This is a genomic window from Pseudomonas sp. s4 (assembly GCF_046764235.1).
Classification (GTDB): Bacteria; Pseudomonadota; Gammaproteobacteria; order Pseudomonadales; family Pseudomonadaceae; genus Aquipseudomonas; species Aquipseudomonas asiatica.
In genome coordinates this window covers 2925593-2952054 of the sequence record NZ_CP177209.1, presented here as the reverse complement: position 1 = coordinate 2952054, position 26462 = coordinate 2925593, and the positions used below count along the sequence as shown (strand labels likewise).

The following is a 26462-nucleotide window of genomic DNA, read 5'->3' as shown; positions in this document are numbered from 1 at the left end:
ATCTCCTCCCGACTTATAATTTACTTGGCATTTTTCGACGAGCCCATTTTTGAGCTATCAAGAATCTTGGGAGGCTTGTCACCTTTAACTAGAACTGTAAGTTTCGGACGGTCTTTAGGATCGAGGCCCATATTCCCACCCATTTGCTTATAAGTTATCAGCAGATTTGCCTCAGTCACATATTCTTTCCCGCTGAGCAAAGCTTGCCTGAAGGTCTCTTTCAGCAGGTCAACAATCGAACGGAGCGAGGCATAGGCGTATGTAGCACCCGACTGAGCAGCCAGCGAATATTGTAACAATGCTCCAATAAACCTATCCGTTGCGACGGCAGAGACTTGCCGCATTGGCATATGCCTTACATAGCCAAGCACAAACGCCGCCAAATCATCATTTTCAGTCCAATAATTGAGGCGAGCGACTCTGTTAGCGAAACGGCTACGCAATTGCTCATTTAGCATCACCGCCTCCAGAAACGCCGGTATCCCGACGAGGATAAGATTTACCCCCCATGCCCCAGAAGCAAACCCCCTAACAGCGAGAAGATTAGCTTTCCAATGCCTTTTGACAATTGCCTCTTCTGTCTCACCAAGCTCGTCAATAATTATTGCAACAATTCCATATTCTCGAATTATGCGCCGCGCTTGCTGGACTGTACGAATTTCCGGCCGGCCACATGCTTTGCCAATCTCTTCAATCACTCGTTTTCGAACATCAAGGTTTTCAGTATCTTCCGACATATCAACGTAAATCAGTCGCCCAGCCCAAACGCTTTCAGACTCCCAGCTCTGTTCCACCCACCTTTGAGCAAGCCGACTTTTTCCTGCCCCACTCAGTCCTACAAGCATCATTCCAGGATTGTAGGAACATCTCGGTAGACTAACCAGGGACTTCACTCGTTCAGTTGCCAAAAAAGCTGAAGGATACTCCACCCAGATATCTCGGCAACATGCGGCGGCGCGCTCATGAGCTGGGAGGTGTAACATTGTCTTTGTATCAGGTGTGAGATCCAAATCAGAATATTCAGTCATTTGTCTTCATCCCCTTTGAATGGACGAACATGAGCAAATCGATTAGTTTCTACTATCTCCCGCACAGGTTCAGCCTTATCAGGGGTGATCAAGTCTTGTTGCTGGGCCAATTTACGCGACGCTGATGCCCGGCCAAGAGATTTTTCATCCCTTTTTTTACGGATGGTATCGTTTATGAATTGTCGAGCTGCAACGCCAGCGTCATCCAAACTACCTACAGGATCTCCGGATCGTTGCTCAACCTTACGCTGTGCCTCAGTTTTAGGAGCACGGCCAGGTTTCAAAACTGAAACTTTATGCCAAACATTTTCGTGCAATACATAAAGATAGTGAAGATCCAATGGATTCTGACGTACGGAGACCTTAATTTTTCGCTCGACTAAATGCCTCACCGGGCCATGGTCATATAAAATTCCGTTATATAAAAGGCCTTCCCGCTTGACTGGTACACGCTTACCGGGAAGCATGTTGATCATAAATCCTTCAGGATCTCGCATGACCGGAGGAACCTTGATTCCATATTTATTATTTGCAAACCATCGGATTGCTCGCTTATTAGGAGAAAGCCTATCCCTCTCCCTACTCATCCCGTTCAACCGAATTGCCTCACTCTGAACCAATCGATTGAACTCCATGAGATCATATTCAGCCTTTCCTTCCGGATTAAAATCTCTATGATGACGGGGAGCTGAACCCGTGCTTCCTTCTAATCGCTGCACAAAACCAGTATTGATCAACCTTATTGCGCTCTCCACTGCCCCGCCAGTTTGAACGCGCCGCCGATACTCATATTTAATTCCGTATTTATTACAGGTTGCCCGAAAATGTTTATTATCATGCTCCGACCCCTTGTCGACCAAGTAACATGCCGCCGGGCCGGTCAGAAACCAAGCATCCTCACGAATACCTAACTCTATCAGCATCTTGTTTTTTGGAGTAAACGATTGATATAGCGCAGCAGCGATAACGGCACGAGAAGGGGCGGAAAATGACACATAGATAGCTAATATTCCACCCGTAAACTCATCTTCTACCACCGTTAGATAAGGCCGCCCCAGCACTTTGCCCGTTAATTCATCTACTATAATGATATCGGCCACAGTGCTGTCTATTTGAGCCCTGGAAAATGGGCCATTCAACTCATAAGAGCTTGGATATGGCTCAAACTTTTTATTCGCAAAATCTGCCCCTTCTTTTTTCTTGGCCCGAATCTTAGGGTCAATCTTTTTAAAAATCCGATATGCCGTACTTTTTGAAAATGGTACTTTGCCGGCCGCCTTGCAGAGATCCTCAAAAGCACCATAAACCGGGGGCAATTTCGCACCATAATTAACATAAAAATCGTCGAATGCCTGATTAAATAGCTTTAGCAGTTCTGGATCCTGCTCACTCGTACCAGGGAGACGCCCGGGTGCTTTCGGCACTAACGACCGCCAATTGGGATCAAGGGCATATGCCTGCAATACGTCCCGAAAAGCCGAACGCTTGAGGCCCATTTTAGCCATGGCCTCATCTCTGGTCTCGATTTCACCCGACTCCAAAGCCTTTATTATATCCTGACGACTCTTACCTATACGTTCCTGCTCAGGAGTATAAGTAACTGCGAGCACCTTCGACTCTGACAATGGCTGCCCCTGATCCTCAGACCTCCCGTCCAAAAGCTTTGAGTGCAACGTTGAAAACTCAGTTCTTGGCAGCTTAATAAGTTTCAACTTGTTGAGTCTAAGAACCTTACCAGTTCCGCTGGCAAGTGCTCTCCATTCGCCAGCCTCAACGTCATAATTTAAAAGCGTGTATGGTTGATCGGGATCATCATCGACCATCACGATTTCGCCCTCACGAAAGCTGTCAGGCTGATCAAAGGTTGGATTGACCGCCCCGTTAACGGTTTTGTCATTCATGGTTTAGCCCTCGCGCGCTTCGTCGGGGAAGCTCGATATTCGAGATTCTTGCTTGGACAATTTCCAAAGGCGACGCCTAACGAGCGTCTGCGTCGGGAAATCCAAACCAAACATCAAGCAATAAGCACAAATCTTTTTGTAAACATAATGATTCGTCACAAAAGGCTCACTATAAGTTTGCTGCCATGACAACTGAATAATAAGCTCAATTATGAATTCTCGACCTGCAGGAGCAATGGCGTGATCTTTTATCAGATTAGAGATGAAGAGTTGAATCTCCTCATGCAGACCAAGACCGTAGAAGATTTCTTCTGCATGTAACAACGCGAATCTTCGATTTGCAGTCGCAAGCCTTTTCCAAATTAGTTCCCTGGCACCGTCGGGAGAGATCTTGATCACGTCGCGAAGCAAAGCGGTACGATTATTGCCGTCAGACCAACGCTGCAGTTTTACCCGGGTATTGGAGTTGCCTCGCGCCAATACCGCCTTCACCATAAAGAGATCTTGGTCTCCAGGAAGCATCACGAAGGCGCCTATCAGCATGGCTTCGCGCCCCCAGTCACAAAACAGTTGGGATAGGCGGTGGTGGACAGGTGCCCCGTGGACTGAGAGGCAATCGAGCGGCAATCGAACAGACAGTTGTCATTTTGAACTCCTAGGAGTGCAAATGGATGGTAATGAAGGTATAACACCCATCACTGTCGAGCGATTTGGTTGGCGATAGACGGCACGATTCAGATCATGTATCACCGGCCTTCTTACATTTTTAAGGCAGCGATATCTGAAATACAAATTAATAAACCCATATAAATCATGAGGTTACGGGCCTGTCGGTGAATAGGAAAACTCGATAATTCTGTCCCCATCTGAGGCTATCGCTATTTGTTCTCAAAAGGTTGAAACTTCCGATTACTGTCATAACTGGAAGTCTATTGTCTTCAAAATTCTGGCTGGTATTCCATGGCGCGCGCACCCACACCCTGTTCGAAACCTACGATAACTTCATCGAGCAAGACTTTAGTTTGCTGGGCTCATCACTCGCCTGCGTCGCTTCCTTTTTGAATGAGTGTCAAGCGGCTTTGGAAGCTGATCGTGGCTACGCTGCGGTGCGTGCATTCCTGCGCGCATTTTCCGACAACGCGCAGACGTTCAACTCGTACCGCAGTCATACGGAGCGCTTGTTGCTGTGGGCACTGCTGGTCCAAAGGAAACCGCTGAACCAGCTCAAGCGCCAGGATGCGCAAGATTATCTGGATTTCTGTCGAAACCCGCCGGCTGACTGGGTGGGTCCGGTGACCCGCAGCCGCTTCCTGAATAACCCGGCAGCGATGGATGCTCGTGATGGCTGGATCCCTAATCCGAAATGGCATCCTTTCAACATTAAGTCTCGCAAGGCGACGGCCACAGAATCTCGCAGTGCCCAGCACTATCAAGCGGCGAATGGCACGTTAAACCAAGTGTTTACCGTCTGCAGCCGGTTCTATGAATTTCTCATTGAAGACGGCTTCGCCCAAACGAATCCGTTTCGCCTCCTCAAGAAAGGCAACCGATTTTCTACGCAAGAACTTGAAGTTGCTTCTTCGCGGGCACTCACGCCCCTGCAATGGGACTTTGTCCTGGATACTGTTGAGGAGATGGCGAACACCTAGCCGGAACGGCATGAACGAACCTTGTTTATTGTTGCCACGCTGTTCGCCATGTACCTGCGGGTTTCAGATCTCGCCGGCCGAAAGAATTGGAAACCCACCATGGGTGACTTTCGCTTAGATGATGAAGGCAACTGGTGGTACTTCGCGGTGGGTAAAGGCAACAAGGCGGCCAAGATTGCCGTGCGGGATATATACGTAGAGCGTTATTTAAAACGCTATCGGCGATTCCTGGGGCTCCCCGACTTACCTCATCCAGGAGATAGTACGCCGCTGATCAAAACGCTCAAGGGTCGAGCAGGCTTGTCTGATCGGCAAATCCGCGCCCTCCTCCAAGCTGTGTTTGATAAAGCCGTGGACAAGATGCGCAGCGAAGGTCGTGCTCACACCGCGTTTCTCCGCGCAGGCGCCCCGCCAACTGTTCCCACCATTGGTCGAGTAACGCACCGACCCGCGCCGGGCTACCGCGCCCCAACTCCAAGCGTACCCGTTCCACCGTCGGCCGCTCACCGCGGGCCAGGACCGTGTCCGCGGCGGCAAACACGTCGTTTTCTGGTACGCCTACTGCCATGCCCTACCCTCCACCCATTTAGATCTGATAACTAAATCTTATCCGACCTTATTGGCTGAGAAATTGTTTTATAATACGTTCAACGTACTAAATTATACATATCTGGTGGTTATGGCGACGAAAGTCACCGAATCCATCGGAAGCCTTTGCCCCACGGAAGCCTTTCGCCCGAATAGGCGTGCGTTTGTGCCACTCCTGCAGCTCAATTAGGAGAGCACCCTCGCCTTTTGATTTGCCGTCTCGATTCTGTTGTAGGCGGATCATTAAATGCCGTGCGCTGGTGTCAACGGTTGCTGGGTGGTTCATAGTCGTCCGCTTGGCGTGCACGAGGATGGGATGCCGGTTGGAGTCTTCTGACGGCGACGGGTTGCTGCGGACTCTGGCGTTCAGCACGCTTAGTCAATACCCGGCTGACTGGGCCAAGTTGCACGCGATCGACGGCTCGGGTGGCCATGAGGATTAGAGGGCGATGAAGCGATTCGCCACGGGTCGATTGCTGTCAGTAGAAAGCATGTGAGCGTAGGATGGAGGCTCCCCCATCAGGCCGCTCCTTATGTATAAATTCTTACGGACAACCGCCCGTGCGCCAGCTATTGGGGACTCCACTTCATGCTTCTTGCTCGCTGAATTTAATCCCCAACGGCCCTTTGTAGCTCCATAACCTATCAGTTCCGCGCCCCGCCCCAGATGAATCTTAAAGAACTCAAATGATGCATTTTGGATTCGGTTGCCGCACAATGGTCAGATTCAGGTAATCGAGAATCTTCCATGCACCTTTCAGCCACCGACGAACGTCTGCTCAAGGCACTCGCCGCAGCAATTGTTATCCACCCCAGAGCCACGCTGAAAGAGTTGGCGGAAACGGCCGGTGTCAGCAAGGCGACCCTGCATCGCTTCTGCGGTACTAGAGACAATCTGGTCAGCTTGCTGGAAGGTTACGGCGAGCAAGTTCTGCGTCATGTGATCGCCGATGCCGATCTGAAAAGCAGTGAACCGCTTGCGGCATTGCGACGTTTGATCGCCGAGCATTTCAAGCACCGCGAAATGATGGTGTTCCTGCTCTTCCAATACCGCCCGGATACCTTTGACGGCAGTGAAGCCAACCAGGGTTGGCGAGCCTACGCCGACGCGCTGGACGACTATTTCCTGCGTGGTCAGCAGGCCGGTTTTTTCCGCATCGATATCAGCGCGGCAGTATTTACCGAGATGTTTCTTAGCCTGGTCTACGGAATTGTCGATGCCGAACGCCGCGGTCGCGCGGCCAGTGCAACATCTGCGTTGACGCTCGAGAATCTTTTCCTCAATGGCGCCGTGGCGGCATCTCGCTAGTTTATGCCCGGATAAAAAAATGCCCCTGATCGCTCAGGGGCAAAAGCGGTTGGCCAGACCAACCAAAGGATCGATGGGCTATCCCCGCGCAGGCCAGCCACCACCGAGGGCGCGGAACAGGTCGACAAGCGATTTTTGCCGCTCGATACTCGCCTCGATAGCGGCCGCTTCGTTCAGGTAGGTGTTGCGCTGCGCATCCAGGTACCGCAGATGGCTGTCCACGCCACCCTCGTAGCGAGCCTTCGCCAGTGCCAGGCTCGCCCGGCTGGTGTCGGCCAACGCTTTGCGTGCGATCTCCTCACGCCGCAAGGTATCACTGGCGGCCAGTGCATCGGCCACTTCCCGGAAGGCGGTCTGGATCGTGCCTTCGTAAGCTGCAACCGCCGAGTCCTTGCGCGCCTCGGCCAGGCTCAGGGCAGCCTTGTTACGCCCGGCGTCGAACAGCGGCAATGTCAGTTGCGGCATGAAGCCCCAACTGCGCGAGCCACCCTCGAATAGCCCGGACATCTGCGCGCTGGAGGTACCGAAGCTGCCGGTCAGGCTGATCCGCGGAAAGAACGCCGCCCGTGCCGCGCCGATATCAGCGTTACGCGCCCGCAGCCGGTGCTCGGCGGCAAGAATGTCCGGACGCCGCTCGATCAGTGCCGACGGTGCACCCGGGGCGATGTCCTGCAACACCATCGGCGCCTTAGGCCGTTGGGCAGGGATTACCTTGGCCGCGCTGGCGTTACCGAGCAGCAGCACCAGAGCGTTGTAAGCCTGCTGCTGTTCGCGCAGGATGGACTCCAGCTCTGCCCGCGACTGCTCGACCAGCCCCAGTGCCTCCTGATGGTCCAGCGCCGTCGCGGTGCCTACGGTGCGGCGCTGGCCGACCAGGGCGAGGGAGTCTTCGCGGCTGCCAAGGGTCTTCCGGGTCAGCGCCAGGCGTCGCTCGGCGCCATCGAGGGTCAGATAGGCCTGGCTGACCTCGGCGATCAGGGCAATATGTGCAGCCCGGCTGACTTCCTCGGTTGCCAGATACTGCTCAAGCGCTGCGTCGCTCAGGCTTTTCACGCGGCCGAACAAGTCGATTTCGTACTCCGGCAGCGACAGCCCTACCTGATAAGTGCTGTTGACGCCTTCACGGCCATCGCTGGAAAGGTCCGACGGTAAATGCTGGCGATTGCCCGAAGCGCCGGCGTTCAGCCCTGGCATGCGGTCGGCACGCCGAATGCCATATAGCGCACGGGCCTGCTCGATATCGAGCAAGGCCTGGCGCAGGGAACGGTTGTTGCCCAGTGCGCTGCCGACCAGCTGGCGCAGCGTAGGGTCAACAATGAACGCCTGCCAGTCCAACTGCGCCACGGCCTGGCCCTGCTGCCCGGTGGCATTGCCCCATTGCGCCGGCACCGGTGCCTCGGGGCGCTGGTAGGTCGGGGCCAGCGAGCAGCCGACCAGGGCACAGGCCAGCGCGAATGGAATTGCAAGATTACCCATGACCATTACTTCACCACCTCGACAGCGTGTTGCATGTGGGCCGGCTTGCGCTTGAGCAGCTTGAGCACCCAGACGAAACAGATCGGCACGAACACCACGCCCAGCAAGGTTGCGCTGAGCATGCCACCAATCACTCCGGTACCAATGGCGCGCTGGCTGGCCGCGCCAGCGCCGGTGGCGATGGCCAGCGGCACCACGCCGAGGATGAAGGCCATGGAGGTCATCACGATCGGGCGGAAGCGCAGGCGCGCGGCCTCGATGGCGGCGTCGCTCAAGCTGTAGCCCTTCTCCCATAGTTCCTTGGCGAACTCGACGATCAGGATCGCGTTCTTCGCCGCCAGGCCGATGATGGTGATCAGGCCAACCTTGAAATACACATCGTTGGGCAGACCGGTGAGCAGTACCGCCCACACCGCGCCCAGCGCACCAATCGGCACGATCAGCATCACCGTCAGCGGGATCGCCCAGCTCTCGTAGAGCGCTACCAGCAGCAGGAACACCACCAGGATGGCCAAGGCGAACAGGCCGGCGGCCTGGCCGCTGGACACCTTCTCCTGGTACGACAGGCCGGTCCAGGCGTAGCCGATCCCCGGCGGCAGCTCACTGACCAGGCGCTCCATCTCGGCCATGGCCTGGCCGGTACTGTGGCCCGGCGACGCGTCGCCAGCGATGCGGATCGACGGGTAGCCGTTGTAGCGCACCAGTTGCACCGGCCCTTCTTCCCACCGGGTGGTGACGAAGGCACTGAACGGCACTTGCTCGCCTTGGGCGTTCGGCGCATACAGGTGCAGCACGCTCTCCGGGGTCATGCGTGCGCCCTGCTCGGCCTGCACCACCACGCGCTGCTGGCGCCCGGCGTTGCTGAAGTCGTTGATCACCGCAGAACCAAAGGCGGTGGCCAGGGTGTTGTTGATCGACTCGAAGTTCACGCCCAGGGCGCGGGCCTTCTCGCGGTCGATCTGCACGCGCAACTGCGGCGCCTCGGCCAGGCCTTCCATCATTGCGTAGAGGATCACCGGGTTGTCATTGGCGCGGGCCAGCAGTTGATCGCGGGCGGCCAGCAATGCCTCGCGCCCAAGGCCGCCACGGTCCATCAGGCGCAGGGCGAAACCACCGGAGTTGCCCAGGCCGTCGATTGGCGGCGGCATGACCGCGGTGATGGCACCGTCGCCGTTGGCAACGAACTGCTCATTGACCACGGCAGTTTCAGCTGCTGCGGATTGCTCCTCGCCACGTAACGACCAGTCTTTGTAGGTCGGGAAAGCCAGCGCGGCATTCTCGCCCTGGCCCGAGAAGCTGAAACCAGTCACGACAATAGTGTTGGCGACAGCCTCTCGGGACATCAGGAAAGCTTCCAGTGTCTCGGCAGTGTGATCAGTACGCACCCGGCTGGCGCCCGGCGGCAACTGCACGTCGACGATGCCGTAGCCCAGATCCTCGGCGGGGACAAAAGCCTCAGGTACTCGTACATAGGAGTAACCGAGGACCACCAGGATGCCCACGTAGGCCAGCATCCAACGCCCGGCACTCGCCACCAGGGCACTGTTCATTACCGAGTAACGTTCTGTCATGCGGGCGAATGTGCGGTTGAAAGCACCAAAGAAACCGCCCTTTTCATGATGCCCATGTGCTACCGGCTTGAGCAGCGTGGCGCACAACGCGGGGGTGAAGGTCAGGGCCAGGAAGCCAGAGAACAGGATCGATACCGCCAGCGACACCGAGAACTGCTGATAGATCACCCCCACCGAGCCGGACATGAACGCCAGCGGCAGAAACACCGCTGCCAGCACCATGGTGATACCGATGATCGCTCCGGACACCTGCCCCATCGCCTTGATGGTTGCGTCTACCGGCGACAACCCTTCCTCGGCCATCAGGCGCTCTACGTTCTCCACAACCACGATGGCGTCGTCCACCAGGATGCCGATAGCCAGCACCATGCCGAACATGGTCATCATGTTCACCGAGAAACCGAGCAGTTTCATGATCATCAGCGTGCCGAGCAGGCACACCGGCACCACGATCGACGGGATCAGGGTATAGCGCACGTTCTGCAGGAACAGGAACATCACAAGGAACACCAGCACCATGGCTTCGATCAAGGTGTGGATCACCTTCTCGATGGCCACGTCGACGAAGCGCGAGGTGTCGTAGGGCACCGAATACTCGACGCCCTCGGGGAAGAACTGCGCAAGTTCCGCCAGGCGTTCCTTGACCAGCGTCGCGGTCTGGATGGCGTTGGCCCCAGGGGCCAGTTGCACTGCAGCTACCACTGCGGGTTTACCATCCAGGCGCGCTGACAGGTTGTAGTTCTCGCTACCGATGGCCATGCGTGCGACATCACCCAGGCGCACGCTGGAACCGTCCGGGTTGGCACGCAGAACGATACCGGCGAACGCTTCGGGGGTTTCCAGGGTGCCTTGCACGGCCAAGGTCGCGGTCAGTTCCTGCTCGCTGGCGCCCGGCGTGCTGCCGAAGCTGCCAGCAGGTACCTGGACGTTCTGACCTCGGATGGCATTGCTGATGTCGTCGATGGAAAGGCCGTAGCCCACCAGTTTCTGCGGGTCGACCCAGACGCGCATGGCCGCTTCGGAGGCGAAGAACTGCAGCTTGCCCACGCCGGGTACGCGCAGCAGTTCGTTATTGATGTTACGCGCCGCATAGTCTGCCAACGCCGTTACGTTGTCGCGCCCACCTGTCGCACTGGTCAGGGCATACATCAGCAGGAAGCCCGAACTTGCCTGCTCCACCTTCAGCCCCTGGGTCAGCACAGCCTGGGGCATACGCGCCTCGGCCTTCTTCAGGCGGTTCTGCACATCGACCTGGGCCATGTCCGGCAGCGTACCGGGTTCAAAAGTCACCATCACCTCGGCGACACCGTTGGAGTTGTTGGTGGACTCGTAGTACAGCAGGCCCTTCGCGCCGTTGAGCGACTCCTCGATGATGCTGGTCACCGATTCCACTAGCACCTTGGCGGAAGCCCCCGGGTAGGTGGCGGTGATGGAAATCTGTGGCGGCGCAACGCTGGGATACTGGGCCACCGGCAGCGCCGGGATCACCAGCAGGCCGGCCAGGGAAATGAACAGCGCCACGACCCAGGCAAAATTCGGCCGATTGATGAAGAACTTGGACATCTCGCTAACCTCGTCTTAGTGCGCCGCGGCCTGTTGCGCCTGAGCCGGCGCCACGGGCATGCCAGGGGCCAATCCGGCCGGGCTGCCGACAATGACCTGGTCACCGGCACGCAGGCCTTCGCTGATTTGCCAGCGCGAGCCTTGCATCACGCCGGTACGCACGCTGCGCACCTCGGCCAGGTTGTCGGATCCCACCACCATCACCCGTGCCATGCCGTCGCTGCCACGCTGCACCGCCCGTTGCGGCACCAGGATGGCCTGCTGGTCGGTGCCCTGTGGGGTGCGCACACGCACATACATGCCTGGCAGGAGGGTTCCGTCGCGGTTGTCGAAGCGCCCGCGCAAGGTGACCTGGCCCGTGCCGCGGTCAACCGCGACATCAGTGAACATCAGTGCGCCTTCGCGCTGGTAGCCGGTGCCTTCGACCTGGGCGCTCAGGACCTTATCTTCGCCGCCTGTCAGGGCACCTTCCGTGAGCGCCTGACGCAGACGCAAGGCATCGGCGGCAGACTGTGTGAAGTCGACGTAGATCGGATCGAGCTGCTGGATGCGTGCCATCAACGTGGCGTCGCCCTGCCCGACCAGCGCACCTTCGGTGGTCAGGGCACGCCCGATGCGGCCGGAAATGGGCGCGGTTACCGTGGCGTAGCCAAGGTTCAGGCGTGCGGACTGCACGTCGGCCTGTGCCGTACGCACAGCGGCCTGGGCACTGCGCAGTTCGGCGGTGGCACTATCGAAATCTTGCTGGCTGACAGCTTCGATCTTGACTAGGGGCTCGTAGCGCTTGACCCGCGCCTGAGCCTCTTGCTGTACCGCCTGAGCACGCGCCAGGTCGCCTTCGGCGCGCGCCAGGGCCACCTTGAATGGCTCAGGGTCGATCTGGAACAGCACGTCGCCGGCCTTGACATCGGCACCTTCTTCAAAACGCTTGTGCAAGACGATACCGGCCACACGGGCACGCACCTCGGCTACGCGCATCGGCTCGACCCGGCCAGGCAGCGTCGAGGCGAGCGCCAACTGTTCGGTCGTCACCGTCACGGTCTCCACGGGCATAACCGCTGCAGAGGCGGCCTGTGGCTCCTCACCCGCTCCGCAACCGGCCAACGCCACCGCAACAGCTAGCAGCCCACCCATCCCTATCGTATGTATCTTGCCCATCATTCACCACAGCCTTGATTGAAAACGACCCGGATGATATCTTCGAATCACTAATGAGTCAATTATGTCTCATTAGAATCAAAAAAGAACATGCATCATCTGATCGCGGCCGTGCCACGTTGCACCGCCTCTCGGCATTGGTCGCGAGTTGATCACCGGCTTTCCTCCAAGGCGCAGCGAGCCGCCTACAGAGCACTGCAAACACAACAGAGGTATTGGATGAAAAACCTGTTTAGAGGCGATGTCGTCACCATCAAAAGCGGTGGCCCGCGGATGACCATCACGAACATCAGGCAACAGCGTTCCATCTCCGGCTTTCCCGCAACGGCATTTGCGCTATGTCAGTGGTTCGAAAATGACGCCTTCATGGAGAAATGGTTTGACACCATCGTTCTGCAAGCCGCCAAAGAAGCACCAGGTGGCACCACGCGATAAAGCGACGCGGAACTGGCAACGGCCCGTAGAAAACGATAACCAAGGTTGAACCTTGGTTATCGATGTTATCGGCGCCGGTATCTTCGGGTCTGGATGCCAGCTCGTTCAAATGGCCATTTCGCCGACCCTAGTTGTGCTCTTGCGACACCTCTGGATGTTCCGCGTGTCGAGGTTGAACATTTCGATGTTCCCATTGCAGCAAAAGCGACAAGGCACTGGGTAGAACGGTCAACGTAATGATCGTGGCAACGGCAAGCCCGCCGATGACCGAAAAAGCCATGGGCCCCCAGAAAATCTGAGGCGCGATTGGAATCATCCCAAGAATTGCCGCACACGCCGTCAACACAATGGGGCGCGCCCGGTGAATGGCGGCATGCGTGATAGCCTCACGCGGCGACTGGCCGGTACTGATGTTGATATCCACTTCTTCGATCAGGATAACGGCATTGCGGACGATCATACCGACAAGTGCAATTACACCAAGCTGTGCGACGAACCCCATAGGTGTCCCGGTCGGCAACATCGCCATGACCACACCGATCAAGCCGAACGGCGCCATCGCCAGCGCCAGGAACATCCGCGAGAAACTACGCAACTGCACCATCAACAGCACGCACATCACCAACGCCGTAATAGGCAGAACAGCAGCCAGTGACGCACTGCCTTTGGCAGCCTCCTCGACTGCTCCGCCTGTCGCGATGTTGTAGCCCTTGGGTAGCAGCGCAGCAAAATCCGCTACCGCTGGCGCCAGTGCCTGCACAACTGTTGCAGCCTCGAGCCCTTCGCGAACATCCCCTTGAACAGTGATCAAAGGAAGACGCTGCCTTCTCCAGATGATCGGGTCTTCGACGCCATAGCTGAGGACAGCAATCTGGCTCAAGGGAATGGTATGGCCTTGAGGTGTACGTATCTGCAGGTTCGCAAGGGTCGCAAGGTCGGTCCGTTCACCGCTTTGCGCCCGTACGATCACGTCCACAAGACGGTCCTTGTCACGCACACTGGTCACCGCAGAACCAGAGAAAATCGTCGCCAAGGCACTGGCAACGTCCTCTGAAGACAGGCCCAATGCTCGTGCCTGGGTCTGGTCAACCTTGACCAGGACACTTCTTTGCGGCTCGCCTGATAGAAGGTGGACCTCACGGGTGTCGGAGTTGGCAGATAAAATGTTGGCCAGGCGCGACGCCAAATCACGGACCGTGGCCTGATCCGGGCCGGTGACACGGTACTTCAACGGCCAGCCCACCGGCGGGCCCAACTCAAGCGGAGTCGCGCGCGCGATGAGGCCGGAAAACTCTGTTTTGAAACTCTCAGCCAGGCGTGCCTGCAGGGCATCCCGTTCTTTGACCCCTTTGGCGATCACGACAGTTTGAGTGATGTTCTCGTTCTGCAGCAAAACTTCCATGGGCAGATAGAAACGGATAGCCCCAGAGCCGATATAGGTTGAAAAACGCTCGACAGCAGGGTCAGCTTTAAGCAACTTCTCGAGCTTTGCCGCTTCGCGCTCCGTCGCATCCAGGGAAGCATTTTGCGGCAGCGTCAGGCTTACCAGCAGCTCTGGCCTGTCCGAGGGCGGAAAGAACTGCTGCTCAAGATAAGATGCAGCGCCGAGGGAGGCGACAAAAGCCGTGACTGCAGCGCCGAGCGTTATTGCGCGATGCTGCAGAACCCAGCCCAAGGCCCGCCGGTAGGCGCCCATGAGTTTACCTCCGCCATGCTCATGGTGCGGCAGAGCCTTAGGTAGAATCAGGGTGCCAAGCAAGGGTGAAAACAGAACCGCTACCACCCAGGATGCTGATAATGAAATCAATACCACCATGAACATCGAGTAGCAGTATTCGCCGGCACTTGAAGCCGCGAAGCCAACTGGAATGAATCCGGCAATCATGACGAGCGTGCCCGTCAACATTGGAAACGCTGTTGACTCGTAGGCAAAGCTCGCCGCCCGCGACAGGTTCCAGCCTTCTTCCAGTTTCCCGACCATGGCCTCGACGGTGATCATCGCGTCATCGACAAGCAGCCCCAACGCAATAATCAACGCGCCCAAAGAGATTCGCTGAAGACCGATACCCATGATCTCCATCCCGATGAACGTCAGCGCCAACACGAACGGGATCGAAATACTCACAACCAGGCCGGCACGCACACCGAGTGACAGAAACGACACTGCCAGGACGATCGCAACTGCCTCAGCCAACACCGTCAAAAACCCGCTAACCGCCTGCTTCACGACAGTAGACTGGTCGGCTACCAGCGCCATTTCGATACCGTAGGGAAGGGTCGCTCCGACCTCATTCATACGGGCCCGCACCGCCTCTCCAAACTCCAGGAGATTGCCGCCTGCGGCCATCGAAACGGCAAGGCCGAGCGCTTTTTCGCCGTTCACCCGGAACAATGGCGCTGGCGGGTCGGCCGGGATTCTCCGGATATCGACAAGCTCGGTCAGTGGCACAAACCGGTTGTCAGCTCGCAACGTCAAACTGCGCAAACTTTCCTCGGAGGCAAACCCTCCGCTCACTCGCAGAGCGATCTTGTCATCAGGCAACCGTACCGTTCCGGAAGGAATGACAGCGTTTTGCGCCTTCAGCGCGTGCAGGATCGCCTCTTCGTCCAAGCCAAAAGCCGCAAGCCTGGCAGGCGAAAACTCCACGACGATCTGCTCCTCTTGCACACCGAGCAGTTGCACCTTGCCAATGCTGGGAAGGCGCAGTAGCTCCGCACGCACTCCCTCAAGGTAGTCACGCAGCTCCCGATCGGAAAAGCCTTCGCCGGTAAAGCCGAAAATCTGGCCATAGGTATCGCCAAACTCGTCGTCAAAAAATGGCCCTTGAACACCCGCCGGAAGCGTTGCGCCGATATCTGCCATTTTCTTGCGAACCTGGTACCACGCGTCAGGTACGATCCGCGACGGAGCATCATCACGCAGGTTGACCATGATGACGGTTTCGCCGGGACGCGTGTAGCTATCGAGTCGGTCGAGATAGGGTATCTCTTCCAGCTTCTTTTCCAGCCGATCAGTCAGCAGGTTCGTCGTGTCTTCAATGTTCGCGCCTGGCCAGCGCGCAGCCACCACCATGGTTTTGATGGTGAATGCAGGATCTTCGTTTCGGCTCAGGTTTTCATAGCTGCTCATTCCGCCCACGAGCGTAATGAGCATCAGGAAAAACATTAGAGGCTTTTGACCGATCGACCACGCCGAGAGGTTGAAGCCTGACTGCTCTTTATCGAGTTTTGGCTTCGATCTCATTTCGTCACCTGCTCTGCGTCATACGAGACTTTTTGCCCAAGTCTGAGTTTGCTCACCCCAGCGGTTACGACCGCCTCACCTTCCGTTAGCCCGGATTCGATGATCGTCTGGCCAGCCGTGTAGCGCGCAACTACGACTGGTTTGCGCACAAGTTCATGCGTGGTGGGCTGGACGACATATACAGCAGGCGTACCACCGTCACTGGTCAATGCAGAGGCTGGCAGGATGACCAGAGGCTTGCCACTCAAAACAAGGCGCCCGGTCACGGTAGCCCCAAGCGTCATAACAGGAGGCGCATCCGGTAAAGCAACACGAACCCGGTAAGTACGTGTTGCCACATCAGCAGTAGGGCTTGCATCGCGAATTGAGCCGATGACTTTGATCGACGGGTCAGATACGAGTGCCACTTCCACTTTCACATCGGACGGAACCGATGTGTAAAGCCGCTCGGACACGTTGAAGACTGCAACGCGGTCGTTTGTCGAGGACAGCTTGATCGCCAATTGCCCCGCATCGACGACTTGTCCTGCGTTCACAGCGACAGCGCTGACGATGGCTGCGTTTGGCGCACGCAGCTCCGTGTAGGAAAGCTTGTCGCGTGTCGTAAACAATCTGGTTTTCGCAACATTCAGTCTTGCGTTCGCGGCTCGCCAGTTTGCCTCGGCCTCTTCAACACGTACACGCGCGACGAACTGTTTGTCAAACAGCGTGCGTTGTTGGCTCAACTGAGACCTGGCAAGCTGCTCGGTCGCTTCGGCACTTGTCAATTCGGCTTCCGCGGCCCGCAGTTCATTTTGCACATCATTAGGTTCGAGCGTCGCCAGAACCTGCCCCTTGGCAACGCTCATTCCGACTTCCGCGGTTCGAGTGGCTACGCGCCCGCCGATGCGAAAGCCGAGATCGGTCACGACCTGAGCTTGTACCTCTCCCGTCTGGGCAACCTCCTCACCGATGGTGGCGGCCTTTACGATCTGGGTCCGAACGGCGCGTAGCGGTTCCTCTGAACGAACCTCCTCACGACACCCGACAAGCGCAAGGCCCAGACTGCCCAATAAACCGCATGCCAGTACCGACTTGAGCAGCGTCATGTCAAATGCCCTCTTCATGAAATGGTTCCGCACGGCTGGTGCCCCAGGGCGCACTCGCAGCCGGTTTCTCGATACATTCCCTGCTCCTGCAGGGGGCTTGCCACAAGCGCAAAGCAAAACAGCGTTCTGCTCGTCACTACCTCCTTGTCCAGGCTCAGCAGGAGCTGTCACAGCATGGGCGAGGTACACAATCCAAAGGCCGTGACTGAACGCAAGGCAATTACCGCTGTTCAACCGTTGCCTCAGCACGACCCAAGCATTAGCATATCACTCGTTATTGTAAGTGCAGCCTATCCACGTGCATAGAGGGCAAGCGCCTGTGCGCCCTGTGCTAGGACTTCAGGCAGTTCAACAAAGCGGCTGCCAGAGCGGGACAAGCCAAGCTGAATACGTATCCACAAATCAGTACTGAAGGATTGCCACCATGCTGCGCAAACTCTCACTGGCGATAGCCGTGTCTTGTGCGTCCAACGGAGTGGTCTGGGCAGCTGACGTGCCCCAAACAGTGAAGACCGACCTGGTCAGCGTCTACCAGGAAGCGGTCGACAATAATGCTGACCTGGCTGCAGCCCGCGCCGATTACGGCGCCCGCCGCGAAGTGGTGCCGCAGGCCCGTGCCGGGTTGCTGCCCAATCTTTCGGCCGGTGCCGAGATGCAGAACACCCGCACCAAGTTCGACGAGCCGTCGGCCACCAGCAACCGCAGCGGCAATACCTGGAGCGCGACCCTGGCGCAACCGATCTTTCGCGCTGACCGCTGGTTCCAGTTGCAGGCGGCCGAGGCGGTCAACGAACAGGCGGCACTGGAGCTGTCGGCGACCGAGCAGAACCTGATCCTGCAAACCGCGCAAAACTACTTCGCCGTGCTCCGCGCCCAGGACAACCTGGCCGCGACCAAGGCTGAGGAAGCTGCCTTCAAGCGCCAGCTGGACCAGTCCAACGAACGGTTCGACGTCGGCCTTTCCGACAAGACCGACGTACTGCAATCCCAAGCTAGCTATGACACGGCACGGGCCAACCGGATCATTGCCGAGCGCCAGGTACAGGATGCCTTCGAGGCACTGGTTACCCTGACCAACCGCGAGTACTCCTCGATCCAGGGCGTGGTGCATACCCTACCGGTACAGGTGCCAACGCCCAACGACGCCATGGCCTGGGTTGAAACCGCCGGGCGCCAGAACCTCAACCTGCTGGCCACCAACCACGCGGTCACCGCTGCCGAGGAAACCCTGCGCCAGCGCAAGGCCGGCCATGCGCCGACGCTGGATGCGGTTGCCAAGTACCAGAAAGGGGACAACGACAATCTTGGCTTCACCAACTCGGCCGCCCAGCCAAACGTGCACTACGGTGGCGACGTGGAGCAGACCAGCATCGGCCTGCAGTTGAACATTCCTATCTACAGCGGCGGCCTGACCAGCTCGCAGGTGCGCGAGGCCTACCAGCGCCTGAGCCAGAGCGAGCAGCAGCGCGAAAGCCTGCGCCGCCAGGTGGTGGAGAACACCCGCAACCTGCACCGCGCAGTGAACACCGACGTGGAACAGGTGCAGGCGCGCAAGCAGTCGATCATCTCCAACCAGAGCGCGCTGGAAGCCACCGAGATCGGCTATCAGGTGGGTACCCGCAACATCGTCGACGTGCTCGATGCCCAGCGTCAGCTGTACACCTCGGTGCGCGACTACAACAACAGCCGCTATGACTACATCCTCGACAACCTGAGCCTGAAGCAGGCGGCCGGCACCTTGAGCCCGCAGGACCTGCAGGACCTCAAGCGATACCTGAAGCCGGACTACAACCCGGACAAGGACTTCCTGCCGCCGGACTTGGCGGCAGCTGCGAAGAAGAATCTCGAGCGCAGCCGCTGAGGCGTCTTGCTTGCGTATCGGGGCAGTGATAAATTCGACTCTAATGAGTCATTCTTGGCTCATTTGAGCTCTTAAAGTCCATTTCTAGGTATCTCGCTACACGTGAGGGGCTCACTTGGAAAAGGTAATCACGAAGGACTTCGCCCCTCACGAAACTACCGAAAGCCAGTACAGCTGTTTTCCCAGGACTTACTTCGCGAAAAATCGATCAGACGCTGACGACAGCACTGTTCAAATAATGCGCCGCCCTCCCCGGGCAATTGCCAAGGAATAGAAATGCTTTTAAGAACCACCGCTATGCTACTTGCATTTTGCAGCCTGCCATTGTTGGCTGCCGAGCACGAGCTTCCCTCCGGCAAGGACGTCATGCGACAGAACCAGGCACAGATACAGAACAACCTGGATGATGCCGACTACAAACGCAAAATCGTGGTTAAAAACAACATGGGCCTGGAGGGTCAGGAAAACGAAAAATTCTGGCCGATCTATAACACCTACCGGGCAGAGGCCCTGAAAATCAACAAGAACATCCTGGAAACCATGATCGACTACGGCCAGGCCTATAACAAAGGCTATGTGACCGATGAGCTGGCCACAGAGTTGCTCGATCGGATTTACACCCTCCAGGAAGACCACATAGAACTCCGTGAGAAGTACACACGGCGCATCGCTAGTGCTGTTTCCCCTAAACGCGCCATGCGTTTCCTGCAGATTGAAACACAGCTGGATGCGCTACTCGAACTTGATATCAGCCGGAAAACTCCATTAGCGGAGTAGGTCAGCATAGTGATGCCCGTCCTGGACGAGATGCGTAGCAACTTCGCAAGCCAGGCGCGAGCGCTATAACAATATCCCTTATGGAAGGTCTGAAGTAGCCCTGTATTTCCGGTCGACTTCAGCCCTCGCTGCTTTTGAAAGCGGGCCGTCGATCAAATTCGACCAGGTAACCCGCTCAGTTCTCCGTTTTTGGCCGCCGCGAGCACCTCGCAGCAGCCATTTTCCGCATTACAGGTGCACCTTTCCTGCGGTAGTCAGCAAATGTCGGCGCGCCATCCATAGGTTCGACAGCGCGAACAGCGTCACCAGCTGAGCGGTGTTCTTGGCCAGGCCACGGAAGCGCACCTTCACGTAACCGAACTGGCGCTTGATCACTCGAAACGGGTGCTCGACCTTCGCTCGCACTTGTGCCTTGGCCTTCTCGATCTTGCGCTTGGCTTTGTACAGGGCGCTGCGTTTATCGAGCTTCTTGTAGGTGCTGCGGCGTGCTGCGACCTGCCAGATCACTTCGCGGCCAGCATGTTCGGGGCGCTTTTCGACGCCGGTGTAGCCGGCATCGGCGCAGACGACGTTCTCGTCACCGTGCAGCAGTTTTTCGACCTGGGTGATATCCGCCACGTTGGCTGCCGTGCCTACCACGCTGTGTACCAGCCCCGACTCATCATCCACGCCGATGTGCGCCTTCATGCCAAAGTAATACTGGTTCCCTTTCTTGCTCTGGTGCATTTCCGGGTCGCGCTTGCCGTCCTGGTTCTTGGTCGAGCTGGGCGCGTGGATCAGTGTGGCATCGACGATAGTGCCCTGGCGCAGCGACAGGCCGCGATCCCCCAGGTAGCCATTGATTACGCCGAGGATGCCGGCTGCCAGCTCATGTTTCTCCAGCAAGCGACGGAACTTGAGGATGGTGGTTTCGTCGGGAATACGCTCGAGGCTCAGCCCGGCGAACTGACGCAGGATGGTCGTCTCGTAGAGCGCTTCTTCCATGGCCGGGTCGCTGTAGCCGAACCAGTTCTGCATCAGATGGATACGTAACATGGCCATCAGCGGATAGGCTGGACGACCACCTTCACCCTTTGGGTAGTGTGGCTCGATCAGGGCAATCAATCCCTTCCACGGCACCACCTGATCCATCTCGATCAGGAACAATTCCTTACGGGTCTGCTTGCGCTTGCCGGCGTACTCGGCGTCGGCGAAGGTCATCTGCTTCATGGAAAAACTCGGCTGGCGGGATCGGCGTATTTCACCAGATTCAGGAAGTCTTTTTCAGACCTTCCTTATCTAAAAACAACATCTTGAGAGCATGACCATGAAAAGCGCCTTGGTATCGATATTTTCCGTCTGTGTGTCACTCACCTCCCTGGCCCATGCGGCACAACCCCCAGAGAGCGTGTTCAATCGCAGTTGCCAGATGTGCCATAACGGCCAGCTACCGATGGCGCCGAAAAAAGGTGACGCCGAAGCCTGGAAGCCGCGGCTCACTCAAGGCAAGGATGTGCTGGTCAAGCATGTCACGGAAGGTTTCAACGCCATGCCTGCCCGCGGCTTGTGCATGGACTGCACAGCAGAGGACTATGCAGCGGTGATCGACTGGATGTCCAAGCCTTGAGCTGATTGTTCTCAGAAACACATATTCACATAACTGTTGTTGTCATATATGTGACTGCTTGCTAGCCTCCTGGATACCTACAAAAAAACGGTCCGGGAGGACGCTCATGCAAGACTCGATAAGCAGGGCTTTTCATGAAGATGGCGCCGTGTTGGTCAAGGGGCTTCTGAACCAGGAGCAACTGGCGCGCTGTCGTGAAGCGTATGACTGGGCCGTGGAAAACCATGGCCCCCATGCAACCCGAATGTTCGCTGGCACCACGCAGCAGTCGCATGTCGACAATGCCAACCCGGTGGCCAAACAGCGCCTCGAAGCGCTCGTCGAAACCCTGCCGTTGGGTAACCTCTTCGCCCGGATCTGGGGTTCGCGGAATGTCTGGTATTTTGCTGAAGAGGTCTTCCTGAAAGCCGGCGGGCAAGGCTCCCGGACACTCTGGCACCAGGACACCTCCTACCTGCCCTGGGCCGGCGAGCATTGGGGCAATGCCTGGATCAGCTTCGAATCCATCCCGCAACGCAACGCGCTGGAGATCATCCGTGGTTCGCATCGCGGGCCACGCTACGATGGCACCACATTCGCCGACCCTGACGATCCGACCCAACCGCTGCACGACAACGGCGCCCTTCCCCGCCTGCCCGATATCGAAGCCGAGCGCAAACTCAATCCACAGGCTTACGATGTGCTTTCGTGGGCCACCGAACCGGGTGATGTGATCCTGCTGCATCCGGCATCCTTACATGGCGGTGCTCCGGTCGACAGTGCCTTCCCCAGCCGCCACACCTTCGTTTTCCGCTTCTTCGGTGACGACGCCACCTTCAAGCCGCTACCGCAGGACAGCAAGGCGGGATACCCACCGCAAGGCGTGCTGTTCACCGAAGAGCTCAAGCAGCTCACGGCCGGTGCCGCGTTTCGCCATCCCACCTTCCGCCAGGTTGTCTGAACAGGAGGCACCATGAATACCACCCCCTTAAAACGGCTATCGATCAATCCACCGCCAACCCAGCTGTTCTACGATCAGTTTCACTATTCCCAGGCAACCCGCGTTGGCGACCTCATCTGGGTATCGGGGCAGGTAGGCATCAACAGCGAAATGAAACCTGAAAGCGATGTGGCAACCCAGACACACCTGGCATTCCAGTCGCTGGCCAAGGTGCTGCAAGCAGCTGGTGCAGGCCTGGAGGATGTGGTCGAACTGACCACTTTCCACACCCGGCTAAGGGCTGACATGCCAGTATTCGCCAGTATCAAGGATGAATACTTCCCCTCACGGTATCCTTCCTGGACTGCGGTCGGTATCACAGAGCTAGCCCTGCCAGAGCTGGTAGTGGAGATTCGCGCGGTAGCTGTAGCAGGAAGCGGTAGCGCCTGACTCGGCGGTGATTGGCAAAGGCCCGGCTGCCGCTTCAATCGGCGTGGAGAATCATTCCTGTCTTCAGGCAGGTGTAATCCACGCTCGATTTCTCTATGCTGAGCCAACCGTGGAAGCCAGCCACCTGATCCAGAAACGTTTTCGTCCTGAAATCCTGAGACCCCATGCCTGATTCCAAGTCACCTTCCAGAACAGCCACCACTTCCGCCGGTACGAGTGCACCTCGCAGTTCAACACGCCGGGGACGGCCCGTGGGCGACCGCGACGCCAAGCGTGCAGAATTGCTGGAGGCGGCCATTACCGTGATCGCGCGGGATGGCTACGCCGGGGCTTCGATGCGCAATGTCGCAAAACACGCAGGCTGCACCACAGGCGCGGTGACCTATTACTTCGCCAACAAGGAAGAGATGATCACTGAGGTCGCCCAGAGCCTGTTCGACCAGGTCGACACGATGTTGGCAGCGAATCAGGCGGAGATGAACATTCCCGCGTTGCTCCGGCAGTGGATGGAGTGGGTCAACGATGGCGAGTCGACGCTCTGGCTTTCCTGGTTGCAATTGCTGACCCATGCACGGCACGAGCCGGCGTTCGCACATGTCATCAAGCAGCGCTATGCCAGATTCCGCCAGGTGTTTACCGTGGTGATCGAGGAAGAGCAGCGCCAAGGCAAAGTCCGCGACGACCTACCGCCGGATGTACTGGCTGACCAGATCAGCACCATCTGCGACGGCTGGCTGATGATGATGCCGATCGAGCCCGAGCGCTTCAGCGCCGAGCGCGGGAATACCCTGCTCGATGCGCTCATCACGCTGATAGCGCCCCCTGCCAAGCACAGGCGCTCGCGCAAAGCCTGATCGAAGCAGAACCATAAGGCGTAGGCCGGACGGGAATTCGTCCGGCCCTGGCTAATCTCGCCCCGCCTTTGGGCGGTGAAGCCTCCTACTTGGACGCGTTCTTATACACGCTCAGTGCCCTGTTGGCTGCGGCCAGGCACCCTTTCCCATCGCCCTTTTCCCGAGCTTCCTTGGCCTGCGCAATCAGTTTTCGAATATCCGTGGCCACTCCACCGTGTTGGCCGGCGCCCTCGGAACGCTCGATAGCGTCGAGCTGGTCGATCTTGGCAGTACAGTTGTCGGCTTCGGTCTTGTCCGCGGCATAGACCACTGGCGCGCTGATGATCGATGCAACGGCTATCACTTTCAACATGTTCATGGGTAGCTCCTCGGGTTGTGTGCAGCAAATTTGGATAACGCCGACTATTTAATATAGGTCGCGTAGGGATCGACGCCCGATTTTCGGGGCTGAAACGATGACTGGACGCTCGCTCCCTCTTTGCACGACGATCGCGCTGCGCTATTTTACATAACTACGGTTATTTAAATACAACAATAGCGTGCCGAGGCAAAAAAATGAACACTGAAGACACGTCTTCGCCGGCATGCCGCCGGCGTCTGCTTCTGCAGGCGCTCGCTGGCGTGGCGTTGGCAGGTGGTACGGGGCTCGCCGGGCGAGCGCTGGCCCAGACGGTAGAGGCAGCCCCGTCAGATGTACTGGACGTGGTTGTCATCGGCGCCGGGCTTGCCGGCCTCACCGCAGCCAGAGATCTGCATCGCGCTGGCTGCACCTCCTTCGCCGTACTGGAGGCTCGGGATCGAGTAGGGGGACGAACCGTCAACCATCAGCTCGGCGGCGGTGTGATCGCGGAGGCCGGAGGGCAATGGGCAGGCCCCGGACAGACGGCCATCTTCGACTTGGCACGCGAACTGGAAGTAGAGACCTTCCCGAGCTATTACCAGGGTCGCAATGTCTATCTGGCGGGCGACGCCCGATACGAGGAAGATCTCAGCGCCGCCCATGGCAACCCTGTCACTGCGAAGCTCAACCAACTATCGCGGAAGGTTCCGAGCAAGGAGCCGTGGACCGCAGCCGATGCGGCCGAAATCGACAAGCTGTCGGTAGCCCAATGGCTGACGAGTCAAGGCATCGACAATGCCAGCCGTTTCAGCTTTGACACCTCAATAGGCCTGACCACCGGTACTCCGCCAGCCAGCCTGGCCCTGCTCCACTACCTCTCACTTATCAACTCGGCCGACTGCAGTATGGAAAAGCTGGAGGGCTTCCATGGCGGCGCCCAGGAGACCCGCTTCGTGGGCGGTTCCCATGTATTGAGCACGCGCATGGCAGAGGCGTTGGGCGACCGCATGAGGCTGTCCAGCCCGGTACGCAAGATCGCCAACTGGGACAGGGACATCGTCGAAATCTACACAGACCAGGGGCTGGTCCGCGCCCGCCAGGTGATCGTTGCACTGCATCCCGCACTGTGCCACCAGATTGTCTTCGAGCCGGCTTTGCCCGAGGGGCGCGCGCAACTGCAACGGCTGTGGCCTGCCCATGCACCGATGCGCAAGACGGTGCATGTCTACGACCGGCCATTCTGGCGAGACAAAGGGCTCAATGGGCAGATCAGCCAGGCCGATGGCCCCCTGATCTTTTCCTGCGACAACTCGCCCGCCGATGGCAGCGTCGGCATCCTTTCGGCGTTCGTGCGCAGCGCCCAGCTAACACATGAAGCCGAACGGGCGAGCCAGACGCTGGCCGGCATTTTTGCCCAGGCATTGGGTGATGAAGCCTTGCAGTTCAGGCAGTACCACGATCACGACTGGGCCAAGGTCGACCCCTGGACCTTGACCTGCGTCGGCGCCATCCCTCCCGGTTTTCTCACCCGTTGGGGCCGCTACCTGAAACCTGCCGTCGGTCGACTGATCTGGTCGGGCACCGAAACCGCTGACATCTGGGCCAGCAGCATGGATGGCGCAGTGCGCTCCGGCCACCGAGCTGCCCTGGAAGCGTTGCAGGCGCTGGTTGCCAATCGGAGGAACGCATGATGAAACGCGCTTTGCTGATAGGTGTTGCGATCGGCGTTACCGGGCTTGTGCTGGCGGCAGTCATTGCCGGCCCGCAAATGCTAGCAGGCTATCGATTCATGAGTGCACTGGACAGCCATTACGCCCGCTACGACGCCGATGTCGGAACCTGGCCGCAACCCCAGGATACCTGCAACGCATGCCATGGTGCCTCCGGGCAGTCACAGAACGAGCAGTACCCATCCCTCGCCGGGCAGCAGGCCAGCTACCTCCAGACACAACTCAAGGCATTTGCCGAGGGCAAACGGCAAAGTGCGCAAATGGAGCCACTGGCCGCAACATTGACCGACGACCAGATCGCGTCGCTGGCGCAGTATTTTGCCCGGCAGGCGCCGCTGCGCACAGACACCCCGGCGGCGGATGAGCGGTTGTCGGCCGAGGGCCAGGCGAGCGCCGCAGCGCGTGGCTGTAGCGCCTGTCATGGCAGCGATTTCATGGGCGGGGCAGCTGGGCCGCGCCTCGCCGGGCAGGGACAAGCTTATCTGCTCAGCCAGCTCCTGGCGTTCAAGCAGGGCACGCGGACAGACCCGAGTGGGGCCATGAACGCGACTGCCGGTCTACTTTCGCCAGCCGAGGCACAAGCGCTGGCGCACTACCTCGCAGGCCTTGCCGCCGCCAGCCGCTGACCTGTCAAAGGGCGGATGCTCAGCCTCCGCCCCTGTTCCACGGCGCTATCACGCGAGCTTGGTGCGGCGGGAAAAAAACGTTTCGAACTTAAACATAACAGTCGTTGCGTTAAAGTCGAGAGCGGATTACAGTGCAGTCAAACAACAACAATCAACGGAGCGCATCGTATGCACGACTCCATTGCCCCACCCGCTGCCGGCCACCCTCCTCCGGGCCTCAGCACTGCCGTCTCGCGGCTGCCGAACGACTACCGCGTGATCGCGTGCGCGCTGATACCCACCTTTCAAT

21 protein-coding genes and 1 pseudogene are annotated in these 26462 nt (G+C 58.0%); 11 read left to right on the top strand and 11 right to left on the bottom strand.

The features are described 5' to 3' along the window. Window positions 1-20: 20 nt before the first annotated feature. The 3 genes from ACK56M_RS13895 to ACK56M_RS13885 are packed head-to-tail and all read right to left on the bottom strand — an operon-like array spanning window position 21 to window position 3472. On the bottom strand, window positions 21-1028 hold the full coding sequence (locus tag ACK56M_RS13895) for a TniB family NTP-binding protein (protein WP_411959551.1): 1008 nt from the start codon (window positions 1026-1028) through the stop codon (window positions 21-23). Then, complete coding sequence (locus ACK56M_RS13890; protein WP_411959550.1) at window positions 1025-2929, bottom strand: Mu transposase C-terminal domain-containing protein; 1905 nt, start codon at window positions 2927-2929, stop codon at window positions 1025-1027. Before ACK56M_RS13890 ends, ACK56M_RS13895 begins: the two co-directional genes overlap by 4 nt. 3 nt (window positions 2930-2932) lie before the next feature. Then, on the bottom strand, window positions 2933-3472 hold the full coding sequence (locus ACK56M_RS13885) for a hypothetical protein (protein WP_411959549.1): 540 nt from the start codon (window positions 3470-3472) through the stop codon (window positions 2933-2935). Between the two features lie 389 nt (window positions 3473-3861). Between ACK56M_RS13885 and ACK56M_RS13880 the strand changes: the two genes are divergently transcribed. Next, window positions 3862-4578: a hypothetical protein gene (locus ACK56M_RS13880; protein WP_061302280.1), complete on the top strand. Its 717-nt coding sequence runs from the start codon at window positions 3862-3864 to the stop codon at window positions 4576-4578. A gap of 385 nt (window positions 4579-4963) precedes the next feature. On the opposite strand, the pseudogene ACK56M_RS13875 reads toward ACK56M_RS13880, so the two are convergent. Then, window positions 4964-5146: pseudogene (locus ACK56M_RS13875) on the bottom strand (DNA-binding protein); the annotation flags it as partial. 768 nt (window positions 5147-5914) lie between these two features. Between ACK56M_RS13875 and ACK56M_RS13870 the strand changes: the two are divergent. Then, window positions 5915-6475, top strand: coding sequence for a TetR/AcrR family transcriptional regulator (locus tag ACK56M_RS13870; protein ID WP_061302281.1), 561 nt, complete (start codon window positions 5915-5917; stop codon window positions 6473-6475). A gap of 78 nt (window positions 6476-6553) precedes the next feature. On the opposite strand, the gene ACK56M_RS13865 is transcribed toward ACK56M_RS13870, so the two are convergent. From ACK56M_RS13865 to ACK56M_RS13855, 3 genes are read right to left on the bottom strand one after another with little or no spacing between them, the layout of a single operon-like run. Next, a complete protein-coding gene (locus ACK56M_RS13865; protein ID WP_217190392.1) occupies window positions 6554-7957 on the bottom strand; it encodes an efflux transporter outer membrane subunit in 1404 nt (467 codons plus the stop codon). Beyond that, a complete protein-coding gene (locus ACK56M_RS13860; protein WP_217190394.1) occupies window positions 7957-11085 on the bottom strand; it encodes an efflux RND transporter permease subunit in 3129 nt (1042 codons plus the stop codon). The genes ACK56M_RS13865 and ACK56M_RS13860 overlap by 1 nt, the downstream gene beginning before the upstream one ends. Before the next feature lie 15 nt (window positions 11086-11100). Next, entirely contained in the window at window positions 11101-12243 is a 1143-nt protein-coding gene (locus ACK56M_RS13855; RefSeq protein WP_236222229.1) for a MexC family multidrug efflux RND transporter periplasmic adaptor subunit, read from the bottom strand. A 219-nt stretch (window positions 12244-12462) separates the two neighbouring features. Between ACK56M_RS13855 and ACK56M_RS13850 the strand changes: the two genes are divergently transcribed. Then, the gene (locus ACK56M_RS13850; protein ID WP_061302283.1) at window positions 12463-12678 is read left to right on the top strand and encodes a YodC family protein; all 216 of its coding nucleotides are present in this window, start codon (window positions 12463-12465) and stop codon (window positions 12676-12678) included. A 127-nt stretch (window positions 12679-12805) separates the two neighbouring features. Here ACK56M_RS13850 and ACK56M_RS13845 read toward each other — a convergent pair whose 3' ends face one another. Together ACK56M_RS13845 and ACK56M_RS13840 are read right to left on the bottom strand one after the other, a co-directional pair. Next, the gene (locus tag ACK56M_RS13845) at window positions 12806-15922 is read right to left on the bottom strand and encodes an efflux RND transporter permease subunit (protein ID WP_061302284.1); all 3117 of its coding nucleotides are present in this window, start codon (window positions 15920-15922) and stop codon (window positions 12806-12808) included. Further along, on the bottom strand, window positions 15919-17010 hold the full coding sequence (locus ACK56M_RS13840; protein ID WP_236222162.1) for an efflux RND transporter periplasmic adaptor subunit: 1092 nt from the start codon (window positions 17008-17010) through the stop codon (window positions 15919-15921). Before ACK56M_RS13840 ends, ACK56M_RS13845 begins: the two co-directional genes overlap by 4 nt. 424 nt (window positions 17011-17434) lie before the next feature. Between ACK56M_RS13840 and ACK56M_RS13835 the strand changes: the two genes are divergently transcribed. Continuing rightward, on the top strand, window positions 17435-18871 hold the full coding sequence (locus ACK56M_RS13835) for a TolC family outer membrane protein (protein ID WP_217190399.1): 1437 nt from the start codon (window positions 17435-17437) through the stop codon (window positions 18869-18871). A gap of 276 nt (window positions 18872-19147) precedes the next feature. Then, window positions 19148-19648, top strand: a complete 501-nt coding sequence (locus ACK56M_RS13830) for a hypothetical protein (protein WP_061302286.1) — start codon at window positions 19148-19150, stop codon at window positions 19646-19648. Between the two features lie 228 nt (window positions 19649-19876). On the opposite strand, the gene ACK56M_RS13825 is transcribed toward ACK56M_RS13830, so the two are convergent. Beyond that, a complete protein-coding gene (locus ACK56M_RS13825; RefSeq protein WP_058178368.1) occupies window positions 19877-20857 on the bottom strand; it encodes an IS5-like element ISPpu18 family transposase in 981 nt (326 codons plus the stop codon). Window positions 20858-20954: 97 nt separating this feature from the next. Here ACK56M_RS13825 and ACK56M_RS13820 point away from each other — a divergent pair, with 97 nt between their 5' ends. From ACK56M_RS13820 to ACK56M_RS13805, 4 genes are all read left to right on the top strand, one after another. After that, window positions 20955-21254, top strand: a complete 300-nt coding sequence (locus ACK56M_RS13820; protein ID WP_411959548.1) for a c-type cytochrome — start codon at window positions 20955-20957, stop codon at window positions 21252-21254. A gap of 106 nt (window positions 21255-21360) precedes the next feature. Continuing rightward, on the top strand, window positions 21361-22194 hold the full coding sequence (locus ACK56M_RS13815) for a phytanoyl-CoA dioxygenase family protein (RefSeq protein ID WP_112253733.1): 834 nt from the start codon (window positions 21361-21363) through the stop codon (window positions 22192-22194). A gap of 12 nt (window positions 22195-22206) precedes the next feature. Further along, a complete protein-coding gene (locus ACK56M_RS13810; RefSeq protein ID WP_085622654.1) occupies window positions 22207-22623 on the top strand; it encodes a RidA family protein in 417 nt (138 codons plus the stop codon). 251 nt (window positions 22624-22874) lie between these two features. Then, entirely contained in the window at window positions 22875-23477 is a 603-nt protein-coding gene (locus ACK56M_RS13805) for a TetR/AcrR family transcriptional regulator (RefSeq protein ID WP_143110123.1), read from the top strand. A gap of 85 nt (window positions 23478-23562) precedes the next feature. Here ACK56M_RS13805 and ACK56M_RS13800 read toward each other — a convergent pair whose 3' ends face one another. Continuing rightward, complete coding sequence (locus tag ACK56M_RS13800; protein WP_217190401.1) at window positions 23563-23835, bottom strand: hypothetical protein; 273 nt, start codon at window positions 23833-23835, stop codon at window positions 23563-23565. A 197-nt stretch (window positions 23836-24032) separates the two neighbouring features. On the opposite strand from ACK56M_RS13800, the gene ACK56M_RS13795 reads away from it, so the two are divergent. Both ACK56M_RS13795 and ACK56M_RS13790 read left to right on the top strand, forming a co-directional pair. Beyond that, window positions 24033-25508 (top strand): flavin monoamine oxidase family protein, encoded by a 1476-nt coding sequence (locus ACK56M_RS13795; protein WP_217190402.1) that lies wholly within the window; start codon window positions 24033-24035, stop codon window positions 25506-25508. Next, window positions 25505-26173: a c-type cytochrome gene (locus ACK56M_RS13790; RefSeq protein ID WP_309673696.1), complete on the top strand. Its 669-nt coding sequence runs from the start codon at window positions 25505-25507 to the stop codon at window positions 26171-26173. Before ACK56M_RS13795 ends, ACK56M_RS13790 begins: the two co-directional genes overlap by 4 nt. Window positions 26174-26462: the final 289 nt, after the last annotated feature.

Bases quoted from the DNA above. Each gene is read 5' to 3' on its own strand.
- ACK56M_RS13895 (WP_411959551.1), bottom strand. From the start codon at position 1,028: ATGACTGAATATTCTGATTTGGATCTCACACCTGATACAAAGACAATG.
- ACK56M_RS13890 (WP_411959550.1), bottom strand. From the start codon at position 2,929: ATGAATGACAAAACCGTTAACGGGGCGGTCAATCCAACCTTTGATCAG.
- ACK56M_RS13885 (WP_411959549.1), bottom strand. From the start codon at position 3,472: ATGCTGATAGGCGCCTTCGTGATGCTTCCTGGAGACCAAGATCTCTTT.
- ACK56M_RS13870 (WP_061302281.1), top strand. From the start codon at position 5,915: ATGCACCTTTCAGCCACCGACGAACGTCTGCTCAAGGCACTCGCCGCA.
- ACK56M_RS13865 (WP_217190392.1), bottom strand. From the start codon at position 7,957: ATGGTCATGGGTAATCTTGCAATTCCATTCGCGCTGGCCTGTGCCCTG.
- ACK56M_RS13860 (WP_217190394.1), bottom strand. From the start codon at position 11,085: ATGTCCAAGTTCTTCATCAATCGGCCGAATTTTGCCTGGGTCGTGGCG.
- ACK56M_RS13855 (WP_236222229.1), bottom strand. From the start codon at position 12,243: ATGGGCAAGATACATACGATAGGGATGGGTGGGCTGCTAGCTGTTGCG.
- ACK56M_RS13850 (WP_061302283.1), top strand. From the start codon at position 12,463: ATGAAAAACCTGTTTAGAGGCGATGTCGTCACCATCAAAAGCGGTGGC.
- ACK56M_RS13845 (WP_061302284.1), bottom strand. From the start codon at position 15,922: ATGAGATCGAAGCCAAAACTCGATAAAGAGCAGTCAGGCTTCAACCTC.
- ACK56M_RS13840 (WP_236222162.1), bottom strand. From the start codon at position 17,010: ATGACGCTGCTCAAGTCGGTACTGGCATGCGGTTTATTGGGCAGTCTG.
- ACK56M_RS13835 (WP_217190399.1), top strand. From the start codon at position 17,435: ATGCTGCGCAAACTCTCACTGGCGATAGCCGTGTCTTGTGCGTCCAAC.
- ACK56M_RS13830 (WP_061302286.1), top strand. From the start codon at position 19,148: ATGCTTTTAAGAACCACCGCTATGCTACTTGCATTTTGCAGCCTGCCA.
- ACK56M_RS13825 (WP_058178368.1), bottom strand. From the start codon at position 20,857: ATGAAGCAGATGACCTTCGCCGACGCCGAGTACGCCGGCAAGCGCAAG.
- ACK56M_RS13820 (WP_411959548.1), top strand. From the start codon at position 20,955: ATGAAAAGCGCCTTGGTATCGATATTTTCCGTCTGTGTGTCACTCACC.
- ACK56M_RS13815 (WP_112253733.1), top strand. From the start codon at position 21,361: ATGCAAGACTCGATAAGCAGGGCTTTTCATGAAGATGGCGCCGTGTTG.
- ACK56M_RS13810 (WP_085622654.1), top strand. From the start codon at position 22,207: ATGAATACCACCCCCTTAAAACGGCTATCGATCAATCCACCGCCAACC.
- ACK56M_RS13800 (WP_217190401.1), bottom strand. From the start codon at position 23,835: ATGAACATGTTGAAAGTGATAGCCGTTGCATCGATCATCAGCGCGCCA.
- ACK56M_RS13795 (WP_217190402.1), top strand. From the start codon at position 24,033: ATGAACACTGAAGACACGTCTTCGCCGGCATGCCGCCGGCGTCTGCTT.
- ACK56M_RS13790 (WP_309673696.1), top strand. From the start codon at position 25,505: ATGATGAAACGCGCTTTGCTGATAGGTGTTGCGATCGGCGTTACCGGG.